The organism is Bacillus sp. URHA0034, assembly GCF_056280405.1.
In genome coordinates this window covers 718,984-733,808 of the sequence record NZ_JBWCDK010000002.1, presented here as the reverse complement: position 1 = coordinate 733,808, position 14,825 = coordinate 718,984, and the positions used below count along the sequence as shown (strand labels likewise).

General features: G+C 39.9%; 11 protein-coding genes. 3 read left to right on the top strand and 8 right to left on the bottom strand.

The annotated features are described in order from the left end of the window. Window positions 1-51 precede the first annotated feature (51 nt). Window positions 52-1,194, bottom strand: a complete 1,143-nt coding sequence (locus tag ACZ9EE_RS05725; protein WP_476025700.1) for an MGDG synthase family glycosyltransferase — start codon at window positions 1,192-1,194, stop codon at window positions 52-54. A 528-nt stretch (window positions 1,195-1,722) separates the two neighbouring features. Here ACZ9EE_RS05725 and ACZ9EE_RS05720 point away from each other — a divergent pair. Beyond that, window positions 1,723-3,261, top strand: coding sequence for a CehA/McbA family metallohydrolase domain-containing protein (locus tag ACZ9EE_RS05720; protein WP_476025699.1), 1,539 nt, complete (start codon window positions 1,723-1,725; stop codon window positions 3,259-3,261). 103 nt (window positions 3,262-3,364) lie between these two features. After that, window positions 3,365-4,420, top strand: coding sequence for a HupE/UreJ family protein (locus ACZ9EE_RS05715; RefSeq protein ID WP_476025698.1), 1,056 nt, complete (start codon window positions 3,365-3,367; stop codon window positions 4,418-4,420). Window positions 4,421-4,588: 168 nt separating this feature from the next. On the opposite strand, the gene ACZ9EE_RS05710 is transcribed toward ACZ9EE_RS05715, so the two are convergent. Both ACZ9EE_RS05710 and ACZ9EE_RS05705 read right to left on the bottom strand, forming a co-directional pair. After that, a complete protein-coding gene (locus ACZ9EE_RS05710; protein WP_476032865.1) occupies window positions 4,589-4,990 on the bottom strand; it encodes a DoxX family protein in 402 nt (133 codons plus the stop codon). 227 nt (window positions 4,991-5,217) lie between these two features. Beyond that, the gene (locus ACZ9EE_RS05705) at window positions 5,218-9,642 is read right to left on the bottom strand and encodes a pullulanase X25 domain-containing protein (RefSeq protein ID WP_476025697.1); all 4,425 of its coding nucleotides are present in this window, start codon (window positions 9,640-9,642) and stop codon (window positions 5,218-5,220) included. A 322-nt stretch (window positions 9,643-9,964) separates the two neighbouring features. Between ACZ9EE_RS05705 and ACZ9EE_RS05700 the strand changes: the two genes are divergently transcribed. Further along, entirely contained in the window at window positions 9,965-10,999 is a 1,035-nt protein-coding gene (locus tag ACZ9EE_RS05700) for a LacI family DNA-binding transcriptional regulator (RefSeq protein ID WP_476025696.1), read from the top strand. 67 nt (window positions 11,000-11,066) lie between these two features. Here ACZ9EE_RS05700 and ACZ9EE_RS05695 read toward each other — a convergent pair whose 3' ends face one another. The 5 genes from ACZ9EE_RS05695 to ACZ9EE_RS05675 are packed head-to-tail and all read right to left on the bottom strand — an operon-like array spanning window position 11,067 to window position 14,819. Next, window positions 11,067-12,086 carry a thiazole biosynthesis adenylyltransferase ThiF gene (locus tag ACZ9EE_RS05695; protein ID WP_476025695.1) on the bottom strand — a complete coding sequence of 340 codons (1,020 nt, stop codon included), beginning with the start codon at window positions 12,084-12,086 and terminating at the stop codon, window positions 11,067-11,069. Further along, window positions 12,083-12,850: a thiazole synthase gene (locus ACZ9EE_RS05690; protein ID WP_476025694.1), complete on the bottom strand. Its 768-nt coding sequence runs from the start codon at window positions 12,848-12,850 to the stop codon at window positions 12,083-12,085. The genes ACZ9EE_RS05695 and ACZ9EE_RS05690 overlap by 4 nt, the downstream gene beginning before the upstream one ends. A gap of 1 nt (window position 12,851) precedes the next feature. Then, the gene (gene thiS, locus ACZ9EE_RS05685) at window positions 12,852-13,055 is read right to left on the bottom strand and encodes a sulfur carrier protein ThiS (protein WP_476025693.1); all 204 of its coding nucleotides are present in this window, start codon (window positions 13,053-13,055) and stop codon (window positions 12,852-12,854) included. A 10-nt stretch (window positions 13,056-13,065) separates the two neighbouring features. Continuing rightward, on the bottom strand, window positions 13,066-14,193 hold the full coding sequence (thiO, locus tag ACZ9EE_RS05680; protein WP_476025692.1) for a glycine oxidase ThiO: 1,128 nt from the start codon (window positions 14,191-14,193) through the stop codon (window positions 13,066-13,068). Then, a complete protein-coding gene (locus tag ACZ9EE_RS05675) occupies window positions 14,190-14,819 on the bottom strand; it encodes a thiamine phosphate synthase (RefSeq protein WP_476025691.1) in 630 nt (209 codons plus the stop codon). The genes thiO and ACZ9EE_RS05675 overlap by 4 nt, the downstream gene beginning before the upstream one ends. Window positions 14,820-14,825: the final 6 nt, after the last annotated feature.

Sequence of the window (14,825 nt, the reverse complement as noted above, 5' to 3'; positions counted from 1 at the left end):
TGAATCAACGATCTTATGAGTCAGCCCATTTTTAGTAAAAAAGTTTTGGAATTAGGAAAGTTTAACTTGTGCTTCTTCATAATAAGGCTCTCCGACTTTCAGTATAAATTGTAGAATGTCATCAGCTGCATTTTCATTTATAAATTTTCTCTGACAGTTGATAATATTATTTAATTTTTCACCATCATTTTCAAGTAATTTGGTTATCGTCTGCTTTATTCCCTTTGGGTTTTTACATACCACTCCCAAACCAAAATTTTCAGCAAATGCTGGATTATCCTCTTCCTGACCTGGTAATGCACCCGTAATGATTAGCGGTGTATTGGAAGCTATTGCTTCAAACATGACATTTGGACTTCCCCTAGTAAAAGCGATATCAGAAGTGAGCATTAAATCCTGGATATTTTGGGTGAAACCATAAATTTCTACTCGATTACCATATTGGGCCTTAAGGGATCTTTCCAGCTTTGTTTTAAGTTTGTTATTTTTTCCAGCTACAAGTTTAACGGTACAATCAAAATGATCAAGCAGGTTTTCTGCTATTTTCTTCATATTTCCTACACCTTCACCACCACTCATAATCAAGCAGCTTAAAGATTGTCCGTTTCTATATAAAGTTCGTTGATTATAGTTTTTCAGAAAAAATCGGGATCGGACTGGAAATCCCGAAACTTTAATTTTCTCAATAGGAATTCCAAATTCAATACACCTATTTTGGGCTTCAAAAGTTGGGCTAATAATGTAATTTGCCCTTTTATCAGCCCACAGGGGATAAATGTTTACAAGATCGGCAATGAGAGTGATGAAAGGGATATTTATATTTTGCTTTTCTAAAATATTCAAGATTGAGCCATTAAAATTAGGGTGAACGGATAAAATTAGATCTGGTTTAACTTCGGACAGTAATTTTAGAAAATTATCCCTTATATGTGTTTCAATTAAATTGTCTACTATAGAAGGTCTTAAGGCTGAGAGCTTCCAAATCATCTTCCATAGCTGTTCTGAATTTCTTGTGATGGGTCCATAGGATTTTCCAATCCTTAGGAGTAACTGTTTACCAAGCAAAAACCCATCTACTACATGAATGTTAACTTCATTATGAGCTTTGACTCTTTCACAAAGAGATTCTGTAATACTTTTATGTCCATGTCCTGTATGGTCGGAAGAAATGATTAATAATGTCTTTTTCATCATATCAGCCCTTTTTAAGAATATGATTTGACTGTTTATTCTCACTACATCCAAATTCTTCCCCTTGATTCCTCGAAAACTAATTCCCTTTATCATACTAGATAACAAAGAGATTTCTTCCTAAGATATCGTTAAAAAATTGTAAATATTTTGTATTTAACATTTGCTCACTACCTTTAAGTAAGAAAAAACAAATTCAAATAAACCCTTGATTGGTCAAAGAGGTACTCTCAGCAGAGTAACCGTTAATAGATTACTAAGCTATTCATTTTTATTCATGTTAAATAAATCTTTACCTGGCCTTAACAATAGATTAACAATTCTGATTTATATTAGGGAATGAGAAAGATTAAAATTTGATTAAAATCTTTAATCTAATTTTAATAAATAGCGAGAGGGGTAATATAAGAGGTTAATACTAGGAATATTTAAAGTTGTCATAGTTGGGGCTTAGGGTTATGAATCTAGCAATCTATTAAAAGGATGTTAGCAATGGAAGTTACTTCAATCATATTGGGAGGTTAGGGGAAAATGAAATCACGTTTTAAGAAGAAGGCTATACCTTTAATCGCAACAACGGTTCTTGCAACAACTGCACTTACAACACAAACCATCTTTAATGACGGCGGTAATCAAAATGCTAAAGCACAATCACTGTCAAAAGAAGAAGTGAAAAAGAATGGTACATCATGGCTTGCAGGTGACCACCATGTACATAGTGAATGGAGTGTAGGTTGGGACAATTCTACAAACCCTCCTACTGCCATACGAGGCGGCGATGCCATTTATCCAATTGTGAAAAATGCCGAAAATGCTAAGAAGTATGGACTTGATTGGATAATGACAACCGATCATGGGGGTCCGAACCATTCCAAGGTTAACTTAGAACAAGCTTATCCTGAACTATTAAAATCTCGTGAAGCTGTTCCTGAACTTCTTCAATTTTACGGAATGGAGTTAGACACACCAGGAGCTGATCATAGCACGCTAATGATTCCAAAAGGTGAAAATGAATCACAAGTGCTTTATGATCTGGAAAGCAAGTTTAATTCTCGTGAAGCTTATCCAAATGACCCAAGCCGAAACACTGAATCAAAAATGATTGAAGCTCTTAACTATATGAAACAAATGGACGAACTTCCTATTAGTATCGCACATCATCCATCCCGTTCAGCAACAGGTGTTGGTGTATGGGGACAAGATACTCCGCAAGAGTTCCGTAATTGGAATGATACAGCACCAAATATCTCTATTGGTATGGAAGGTGCTCCTGGTCACCAAGCAAGTGCTATTAATCCAGATGGCTCTCTTGACCCTAAAGGATCTCGTGGTAGTTACTCAAACGTAAACGCTCCAACAATGGGTGGTTTCGATCAGATGAGTGCTATCGTTGGTGGTTTATGGGATTCGATGTTAGGTGAAGGAAGACATTGGTGGATTACTGCTACCTCGGATTCACATGTTAACTGGCGTGATGGAGGGAGTGACTTCTGGCCTGGTGAATATTCTAAAACCTATGTAAAAGCAGAGAAAAACTATGAAGATGTAATGGAAAACCTTCGTAAGGGTAATGTATTTGTTACAACGGGTGACCTTATCTCAGAACTAGATGTTAAAGTACAAGCAGGAGGCAAATCACCATTACATGCGAAGGCAAAAGGAAATACAGCATCAATCGGTGAAACACTTACACTTCCAAGTAAGAAATCAGATGTAACAGTTACGGTTCGCATCAAAGATCCAAACGCTGCGAATTCTCATGGAGATAAACCAAATGTTCAACGTGTTGACTTAATCATGGGAGAAGTTAAGGGAAAAGTGGAAGACCGCTCAACTGTTTCTAATCCTACAACAAAAGTCGTAAAGCGTTTCACAGAAAGTGACTGGAAAAAAGACGGTGAATACATCACGATTACTTACACTTTAAAAGATGTGGACAAAGATAGCTATATTCGTTTACGTGGTACTAACACGGACCAATTAGAACCAGTAGCAGATCCAAAAGGGGAAAATCCTTGGAATGATCTTTGGTTCTACTCCAACCCAATTTTCGTCAAATCTAGTAAATAGTTATTGATACGAACAGAATCTAGACGAGGGGTCTAAATACTCCTCGTCTTTCCATTATCTAGGTCGAGACATGAAAATTAACAAAGAAATGGACGTGGATACAATGAAAAGAATACTAGTTCCTGTATTGCTCATTCTTCTAGCAATATTTTCACTACGCCCCTATTCCGCTTACGCACATACAAATAACAGTGAAGGTTTTTCCACTATTAATGTCAAGGATAAAACGCTGAATTATGAATTGAAACTGGATTTAGAAGAGCTTGGGCATGCCCTAAATAAGGCGACGAATGAAAAGGAATTCATTAATCACAAGGTCCTGCAAAATTATATAAATTCGCATATAAAGCTTTATGTGGACAGCGAGCTAGTTGAGGGCAGAGTGTTAGAAACGGATATAGAAATGATTAAGGAGCGTCCGTTTGCGGTGATTAATTTGGAGTATAAAATCGAGAATAAACCTAAAAAACTACTGGTCGAATATAATATGTTTATGGATGATTCCGACCCAAGTCATGCGAACTTTGCTACCATTAAAATGGACGGGAAACACCAAGAAAAGGTTTTAACTTTCGAATCAAGAGAAGTAGAAATTGGAGAAATAAGCTCGTTGCAAAATGTTAAACAGTTTGTAAGTCTTGGATTAAAACATATTTTCACAGGTTATGATCATATCATGTTTGTCATAAGCTTATTAATTGGGGCAAAAACGATCCGTCATATCCTGTCTTTAGTCACTGCTTTTACAATTGCACATAGTATCACTTTGGCTTTGGCAACATTCGATATTGTTCATCTCCCTAGTAGATTTGTAGAATCGGCTATCGCTCTAAGCATTATTTATGTGGCACTTATAAATATTTTTAATCAGGACTCGAAACATCAGCCATGGCTTGCGTTTGCATTTGGTTTAATCCATGGATTTGGTTTTGCGGGAATTCTTTCAGAAATGAGATTAGATACCGGTCATATGGCGACATCATTAATATCTTTTAATATCGGGATTGAAATTGGCCAACTTTTAATTGTTTGTTTAGCTTTCCCATTAATTTTGTGGATTAGGCAATTAACGTTAAGACCGATCAGATGGGTTATCCCTGGAGCCTCGGCAGCAATCTTAGTCTTCGGTCTTGTTTGGTTTGTTCAACGAGCTTTTTAAGTTTAACATTAAAGCGTTTCTGTTTTTGCAAAATACCTTTACAAAATGAAAAGGTAATAGGGCTCATTTTAATGGCCTAATGCTAATAACTCCTACCAAGTAAATCTGATAGGAGTATTGTAAGGATTATTTTTCGAATTTCTGAATAGAAAGCTATCCTTAATTTAATCATTTAAGGTTAAAAAACAACACATAGTCACCAGGACCAATTAGCGCTACTCCAATAACAGCAGCAATTAAAACGAGATTATATTCAAACCCATTGTTGGTCATCCAGTAGCCATTTTTGCCATGAACAGTAAAAATAGCATCAATCATCACGATGACAATCATGATTGCACCAATCCAAGTAAGAAAACCTGCGGCAAAAAGTAATCCGCCTATCAGCTCGAATAAGCCTGCCAGGGTCGCCCAAACCTTGGCTCCTTTTTCAAGACCGAGTGTTTCAAGCCAGTTTCCCATACCCGCTATACCAGGACCACCAAACCAGCCAAATAACTTTTGTGCGCCATGTCCAAAAAAAGTCAGCCCGATCACGAGCCGAATCAGTAACAGCCCGATATTAACCAGTACCATGTTTTCAGTCATATTATACCTTCTTCCGCCATATGTAATGTCAAAAAATCGTGTAGAATAGAAATGGATATCTTATTTTGGGTAATTAATCCAATTCTTATTCTAGTCTAGTTGTAAGATTACTATTTAATCAACCATAAGACTAGAGTAAAAAGACCTCATCTTTTACCAATAAAATACATGCAAAAAGGTCTGCCGCAACTGGCAGACCTCTTTCTATCCTAATTTCTCACTTCACTTATGGTTTTTCCTGAGACATCAATCAAATAGTTCTTAGTATTTTTATTAATTGATCCGCCATCACCTTTAAAAATCGTCGACTTTGTTTCGGTAGAAGGCTCGATGTGAACAGGTACAGAAGTTTGACCAGCTTGGAGTGTGAAGGATTGTGTGAAATTCATATCCTTGCCCACGGCCACTTTTTCTCCGTTAATGGTCAAGTCTGCGCCTTTAATCGCATTTCCTGTTACAGTCATCGTTGAACCATTCACACTGATTTGACTCACGACTAATGGCATATCGATCCAGCGCAGAATGGTATCTTGGACAACCATTTTGTTGTTGCCTTGATTGGTGACGACAATCTTCATATCCGTTCCTTGTGCACCATAACCATAGTAGCTAATATCGTCATCCGAAGGATCGTTTGGAGTATGGTCTGTTAAACCTTCCTGATCCCAAGAATTGTTTTTTACATATTTATAGGTGAGCTCGGTTCCTTCTTCTAATTCCATCGTATATTCCCAATCCGGTGTAACCGCACCATTACGGCTCATCGACCAAGCGCCCGTATTCCAGCCATTTAAGCTGCCCGGTAAATTCACTTGAGCGGACAACGGAGTGTAATCCGGTGCATGCACCTTAAATGTCACTTGAACCATGACAATTTCCGGTGTCACACTAACGGTGTTTGAATCAACATAATTACCAGCCTGATCAAAGACACGGATTTGGTACTTATAAGCAGTGCCATTTGCTACCTGATAATCACGGAAAGTGGTAACATCTCCGTTTAAGGTAGTAAGTGCTTGGCCGTCTCGGTAGATAAGCGTTTTATATGGCTGATCAGGTTCCGATAGTTTCCAGGTTAAGTTAACCTGGCCAGACTCTTTCACTGGTGTATCCAATACAACTTGTTTAGCTGGCGGGGTTGTATCAGCTGTACTATGCGTATAGGTTACTTCTCCTGTTGTGGAGTATACCCAGGTGGTTCCTAGATCCGGCGTAAAGGCCATCCGGTATTCATACGTGCCCGCTTCATATGCCGTGAAGTTTCCTTGAAATTCGTTTGCTACGCCATCTTGTGTCTGGCCATTATATAGGGCAGGGGAGGATTGCCATGTAGTTTGGCCTTTTAGCCTTACTTGAAGCTCAGCTGTCACTCCTTCAGCTGCTCCTGCTTCTGTCGCGCCAGACAAGTAAAAAGTTGCTTTTACATTTGAGGCTTGAGCAAGATTCAGTTCACCGTTTTCTAATACAGTCAGATCTTTGATGCTGTTCTTGGCCGCATCGTAGTGTGGGACTAATCCGGAAGTTGAAACAGGTATAGATTCATTGCCATTTTCATCTACAGACGTAACGGCAAAATAATAGGTCCTGCCATTATTTAAATCAGAAATGGTTACAGATGGATCAGTTGTTTCTTTTACTTTTGTCCATAAACCGCCAGATACTGTGGATTGATAAACATTGTATTTGGCACTGGTTCCTGACCAGTTTAACAGCACCTTTTTTGAACCTGCTGTTCCGGTTACAGCTTTTACGGAAACCGGCTTCTTGACTTCATTAACCGATACTAGCATTCGACCTGATTCAGCCGGGACAGTTAAGCTCAATTTACCATCCTTTGCAGCAGCTTCATATTTCTTATCTAATTGATCAATAAAACGAAGACCATTCCCTAGCAGTTCTTTTGTATCTATCTCGACCGTTTGAGCGTTTTCCCCTCTATTAATAATGACAAGGCCTGATTTTGCTCCCTTGGTCCGGACATAGGCTAATACATCGCCTTTTGCATAAATGTGGTGTAAATCCCCATAAGCAAATAGGTCGGCATTTTCTTTACGGATTTGACCAATTTTTTGATAATGGGCAATGAGGGATTTATCTTCCTTGCCCCAAGGATAGGTCCTGCGGTCGTCTGGATCCTTTGATCCTGTTTGGCCTGCTTCATCTCCATAATAAATGGTCGGTGCTCCTGGATAGCCCATTTGAAGGATGGAAGCCAGCTTTAGTCGCTTAACACCTTCATTATAATTATAGTTCGGGTCTTGTTCTGCCCGGTAATAGGTATCAGTTCCATTGCCCAGCAGGAAAATGGCCCGAGCTGTATCATGTGATCCCATTAGGTTCATAAGGGCATAAAACGCTTCTTTTGGATAGTCCTCTTGTACAGCGAGGAGGGTGTTCTCCGCATTAGCGGCATTCCCGTTCTTTAAGTAATCCAAGATGGCCCCGCGGAAACGATAGTTCATAACAGAGTCATATTGATCTCCCAAGAAATACTTGGATGCATCATCCCAAATTTCACCTAAAATAAGGGGCTCTTCCTCTTTTTGAAGTGTTTTTCCTGCTCCAATCATCGCCTTGGATTTCATTTGCTTACGGAATTCCTGCCAGAAGGAGCTGTCCACTTCATTCGCTACATCGAGCCGCCAGCCAGAGGAACCTTGATCCATCCACGTTTTTGCTACTGAATCCTTGTCATAAAAAATATAATTCGCTAATTGTGTATTGTTTAGCTCACTAGGGTGGTTGACTTTCGTACCATCCACTGATTTAAAGACAGGCAGACTGTCATATCCCCACCAGTCATCATATTTATAATGCTGACCTGTTGAAACCCCGTTGACTTTTTCATTGTCTACCTTTTCATTTTTGATATCGAACCAGTTTTCAAAGCCGTATGGACTAAAGGTTTGGCCTTCGGCAATCAATTGCTTCTTCGCCTTATCCTTGGCTGCTGTTTCGGACAATTTTTCTTGATTCATCAAGTCATAAATACGGGACCAATATTCATAAGCACCTACGGTTTTATATTTGTGGTAGCGGTCAAAATAGATGGAATCGTCGGAAACATGGTTAAAGACCCCGTCTAAAATAAGATGCATATGACGTTTGGATAATTCCTTTGCAAAATCCTCGAATTCTTTCTGTGTTCCAAACATTGGATCGACCTGTTTATAATCGGCAGCATCGTATTTATGGTTGGATGGTGCAAGTGCGATTGGGTTTAAATACAAGGTATTAACGCCAAGAGACTGCAGATAATCAAGCTTTGCTTTAATACCGGCGAGATCACCGCCAAAAAAGTCGTTGGTAAACTCTCCATCTCCCGTATATGATCCAGTAGCTTGTTCATATGGATTATCCGGCAATGAGGTCCAAGAAGCTGGATGTTCGATTGGCTGGCTGCCACGTGCTCCAATTTGGTCCTTCACATGATCGTTGGCTTTGTTTCCATTATAAAAGCGATCCGGAAAGATTTGATAAACAACAGCTTCTTTCATCCAATCTGGTGTCTTATAGGCAGGGTCGTAAACGGTCAATTGGAATAGTCCTGCATTTTTATCTTCTGCTTTTCCAGTGTGGCCCTCCTGTGTATCTTCACCGTATTCAGCTGTAGCATCTTGATCGCCAACAATAAATTTATACCCGTAGATGCCTTTTTCAGAAGGGGTGAATTTGCCTTCCCAGAACTCAAGCGGACCTTTGTCCGTCGTGTCTGTCCAGCCGGCATTCTTCAAAGAAATGACAGTTGATGTGCCAGTATTATAGTTTTTTACATACAGATTGGCCCTTGTCAAATCTCCTTTCTTAGCGGACACGCGCAGGGTTACAGGTTGTTCTGCAGGTACTGCCCCGAAAGGCGTCCGGTATACTTTGTCCCATGAATCATGATATAGTGCAGCCTTATCAATTAAACTATCAGACCCAGCTGGTCTGTAATCTGTATAAACTTCTTTTGTTTGCTGGTTATAAAAAAATGTGATCGTTGTATCCGCAAGTACATTTAGTTTTTCATTAGAAGATGGATAAGACTCCGTCCAGTCCTTGCCCAGAACAATCTTATATTCATAGCTGCCTCTGGGTACTTTTGTGGTGAAAGAGTACACATTGTTAAAATGATCATCAGATAGCAATGCAGTTGAATCGGCAGGGCTCCATGCTGAACCGGCTTGAATGGCAGGCTGAATGGTTCCGGCAATACGAGGCTGTTTGTCTCCCGTTAATGGAGTGTAATGGCTGCTGTCGGCAATGGAGTGTGTGTTATCATTGTAATAGAAGGTTACCTCTTTTTGTTCAGTGAGAGATAGTTTCATATTGTTCCCTCCTGGAGTACCGCCTTCTCCGTAATTTTCATTCCAGCTGCCGCCGATGGCGATCTTGTACTCATATGTACCCGCTGGTAATGTACCGGTTAGGGTATAGAGGCCATTTCCTTTGTCGGTCATTTTTGTGATGGTGGAAGATGGATCCCAATCACCTGAATTTCCTAAAGCGGTTTGCAGGTTTCCAACAAGTACAACCTGCTTAGATGAAGTTTCTGCTGCTTTTACTGTTCCGCTTGAGAGTCCTGTTAACAGCTGGAGTATTAATCCTGTAATGGTAACAAGCGACAGCATTGTGCACTGCTTCTTTTTCATAGAAAAACCCCTTTGTTATTTTTTGTGAAATCGTTTGCACAAAAAGTGGTATAAAGATCCTCCTATGATGGATAAAGGAGGATCTATATAATTTTAAGAAATAGTGCAACCGTTTTCACAATCAAATAATACTATTTTTGGAAGGTTATTTCAATAGAAAATTAGATTAATAGTCTAAAATTTCTGTAAAATAGTTGTTGATTTGTATTTAAAATAAAATCATCCGATGTCCAATGTGCTTGAACTTTTTATTGTGCTACCAAAGTACTATTTCTGTTATGATAAAATAAAATGAAAATCCCTATTAAGAAGGGTGAAAAAAATGACGGTAACAATAAAAGAGGTCGCAAAGCTTGCAAATGTTGCACCTTCTACGGTTTCAAGAGTAATTGCTAATAATCCCAGAATTAGTGAAGCAACGAAACGAAAAGTCAAGCAAGTGATGGAGGAGCTTGGGTACCATCCTAACCTGAATGCAAGAAGTCTTTCTAGTAAAACAACTCAAACAATTGGACTTGTAATGCCAAGCTCGGGGGATGTAGTTTTCCAAAATCCTTTTTTTTCGACGGTGTTGCAGGGGATTAGTGAAGGGGCACACGAAAAAAAGTATGCCCTGCAAATGACAACAGGAAGATCAGAACAAGAAACTTTTGAAGCAGTAATTGAAATGGTTCAAGGAAAACGAGTAGATGGGATGATTCTCTTACATTCTAAAGTGGAGGATCAGGTCATCATGTACTTAAGAAAAATGGATTTTCCGTTTGTAGTGATTGGAAAACCAGCTAACTATACAGAAGAAATTGCACACGTTGATAATGATAATGTTGGTGCAATGAAGGAGGCTGCCGATTACCTGATTGAACTTGGACACCAGCAAATTGCTTTTATTGGCGGCAGCACTGAACTAATGGTCACCGTAGATCGTTTAAATGGCTATAAACAAGCATTAAAGGAGGCAAACCTTCCTATAAATGAGGAATATATTAAACATGAGGAATTCCTGAGGGAAGGGGGCCAAGAGGCAGTTAATGAGTTAATGGCTCTTCCAAAACCACCTACTGCGCTTTTAGTGGTTGATGATTTCATGGCACTGGGAGTCCTTAATAAGTTAGATGAATTAGGAATCAAGGTTCCAGATGATATTTCTGTTGTTAGCTTTAATAATATCCTGCTGTCAGAAATGTCAAAGCCTCCTTTAACTTCCATGGATATTAATATTTTAAAGCTTGGAATTGAAGCATCAAGGAGCTTAATCCAAAAAATTGAAAATAGTTCACAACCGGCTAAACGTATTATTGTTTCACATAAATTGGTACAACGTGCATCATGTTGTCCACTAAATACTTCAAACAGCTAAACAAAAGAGGATTCCTTCCAACACGCCGTTTTTTAATCACGGGTGTAGAAGGAAACCTCTGTTCTTTTTATCCTAAATATCTATGATATAGCACCTTTGCTTCAGCTATATCCTTCGTTCCATGTATTAACACTCTACCGTCTTTAAAAACGACCAATCTGTAAGGATCGACATTAAACGATAGGAGGTAAGGATTTCGCTGCACTATTCCCCCTTGATTCACTAAAACTTTTTCTAATGCTTCTAAATCCCTGGCAATGGGAAGAGAAGGCCGGATCTGAACGGAATCTCTTCCACACAATACCGCTGTTTTTGTTTGATTCTCAAACGACAAATAGGGATATGAACGGTGTTGCCCACAAGAGGGACAATCCTCTTTTTTTAATTTATCCACTTTTATGGCACTATGTTGGTTTTTCCATAAATCAAATGAAACCAGCTTGTTCCGCAATGAGTCAAAATCACCAACCAAAATCTTTAATGCTTCACTGATTTGATAAGACACAACCATGTTCACAGCAGGACTGATAATTCCAGCCGTATCACAAGTTAATCCTCCTAGTGGAACTGTTTCTAATAAACAAGTAAAGCAAGGGGTTTTTTCAGGAATAATAGTGTAGGAGATTCCATAGCTGCCAACACAGGCACCATAAATCCATGGCACATCATACTTTTGTGATACGTCGTTTATGATCATCCTTGTATCAAAATTATCGGTTGCATCTATAATAAGATCGACTTGTTTAGCCCATCCTTCAAGCTCTAACACAGAGGCATCGGCGATGACGGCCTCAATGTCCACAGAAGAGTTAATCGCTGTTAATCGATTTTTAGCAGCAATGACTTTGGGCAGTCTATTGTCTGCGTCTTCCTCTGTATACAATTGCTGCCGCTGTAAATTGGACCATTCAACATAGTCCCGGTCAACGATGGTTAGCTGACCAATCCCGGAACGGACCAGAGCTTCGGCACTTGCGGATCCAAGTGCTCCGGCTCCTATGATTAAAACATGTTTAGTTGAAATTTTTGCCTGTCCTGCAATCCCAATAGGTGAAAATAATTCTTGGCGTGAGTACCGATTATTCACCCGATGCTCATTCCTTCTTTTGGACTGCTGGCAGCAGCATATCGCTTTTTCTCGATTCTCCCGGCTTCATAGCCTAAGCGTCCGGCTTCAATCGCTAAACTCATAGCTTTGGCCATTTTTACCGGGTCTGTTGCGGCCGAAACAGCTGTATTTAATAATACACCGTCGGCTCCTAATTCCATTGCCAATGCAGCATCGGCAGGGGAACCTACACCAGCATCAACAATAACCGGAACCACGGCTTGTTCGATAATAAAACTAAGGTTTACTGGATTGATGATTCCCTGGCCAGAACCAATTGGTGAGGCTCCTGGCATAACTGCATGACAACCAGCTTCTTGTAGTTTCCTTGCTAAGACGACATCATCAGAAGTATAAGGAAGGACAATAAATCCTTCTTTTACTAACTCTTCCGTTGCTTTAAGAGTTTCGATTGGATCAGGTAGTAATGTTTTATCACAGCCAATGACTTCAACTTTAATCATGTCACAGAGACCAGAAGCCTTTGCTAGCTTAGCAATTCGCACGGCTTCTGCGGCAGTCTTTGCCCCAGCTGTATTTGGAAGTAAAGTATATTTATTGGTGTCCAGCTGCTCTAAAAAATTGGGCTGGCTTGGTTCAAAGATATTCATCCGCCGCACAGCAAACGTTAGAATCTCAGCTTTAGAAACTTCCACCGCTTCCTTTTGGATTTCAAAGCTTGGGTACTTCCCAGTTCCAAGCAATAAACGAGAATTAAATGATAATGGGCCTATTTTTAACATTTCAACCGCCTCCTACAAAATGGACAATTTCGATTCGATCTTTATCTGATAATCTAGTACATTGGTGATTTTCACTAGTTAGAATTTCCCCGTTAACTTCGACGACAACGACTTTATCGTGGACTTCATAATGCATAAGTAAATCTGAAACGGAGTCAATGTCATCTGGTAATGTAATAAACTCTCCATTTAATAATACGTTCATGTTTAACCTCCTAATGCACCAATGTTTTATTCCGGTCAATTCGGAAAGCCGAGAGCAGGTTTCCATCTGGTCTGCCATCCAATAAATCAGCCACAAGCATACCTGTAACCGGGCTTAATAAAATTCCGTTCCGGTAATGTCCGGCTGCAATGAACAATCCTTTCCATAATGGATGTTCACCAATATAAGGGAGACCATCTCCAGTTTGGGGTCTAAGACCAGCCCAAACCCGCTCCCATGGGGCATCCTTAATCTGTGGAACCAGTTGACTGGCTCTTTCCACTAATGTAGCAATACCGCTTGGTGTCACTTTTTTGTCAAATGTATTATCAATTTGGGTGGCACCAATAAAGATTTCACCATTGCGTTTTGGAACCAAGTAACAGCGTTTATCCGAAAAAATCGTTCTGTTTATAATCGGTATATCTGTCTTAACAGAAAAGCATTCACCCTTGACCGGATAGACTGATAGAGCCAGCCCTGTTTCATCCATTAGCTTTGAAGCCCATGCCCCGGTTGCAAGGACAACCTGGTTACAATCGATGTTTCCTAAAGTGGTTATAACCCCGTTTACTCGGTCATTTTCGTAGTTGAATGAAAGAACCTCTGTGTTTTCGAGAATGGTCGCCCCGAATTGTTCTGCGGCCTTTGCAAAAGCCTTCGATAATTTAGCTGGCTGGACATGGCCATCGTTAGGGATGAACATCCCGCCAGCAACGTTAGGGGAGAGGAAGGGTTCCAATTCTCGTATACTATGAGAATCAAGCCATTCTATTTCTGGATCCCAATGTCGTTGAAACGTAGCTTGTTGTTTGACTTCTGTGGCTTTTTCTTCTGTTTCGGCAATTTTAATCATGCCTTTACGAACAAACTCAATATCGATTCCGGTAATTTCAAATAACTCGTCTGAGAGGGAAGAAAACATTCCCTGGCTTTTTAAAGCTAATTGAAAAAAGGGACCATCATCTTCAATCTCCGCTTGTGCTGCCAGCATTCCGGCAGCGGCACTGGATGCTTCACAAGCCAAACGATTCTTCTCAATTAGAACCACCTTTTTCCCAAGCTTTGAAAGTTGATAGGCAATGGAACTTCCGTTTATTCCGCCGCCAATAATGGCAACATCAAATGAATTTTTCACCTTTTACCATCTCCATCTTTTAATGCATGTACATACGCTTTTACTGCGGTTAACGGATCGCTTGAATCTAAGACACCCGACATAACCGCAATACCTTTAGCACCAGCTTGAATGATTGGTTTTGTATTTTCAGGTGTGATCCCGCCAATAGCAATGACCGGAATAGCCAGTTTAGCTACTTTTGCTAATTCCTCGATACCTTTTGGTGTCTTACCTTGTTTAGAGTGGGAAGGGTACACGTGGCCGAACAGAACGTAATCAGCACCGTCCCTCAGAGCGTTTTCTCCATCCTGATAAGAGTGAATGGAACTACCTACCTTTAAGCTTGGAAACGCCTTTTTTACAATCGCTTGGTCCAAACTATGATAGGCTAATTGGACCCCTGCGACTCTTGCGGCAACAGCAACATCCACTCGGTCATTAATAATAATTTTTGAAAGGGGGATGTCTTTAGATAGCCATTCAACCGCTTGAAAAAGTTCCCGGGCTGTTTGTTGCTTTTCCCTTAAGTGGATCGACGTTACATAAGGGTGAATCTCAAGTAAAATCTCTCGTAACTGCTCGATTGGCATTTTAGCGTTCGAAATGATATGTAACTCTTTAACATTTGTTAAAATTCGCGTCACCTCTTT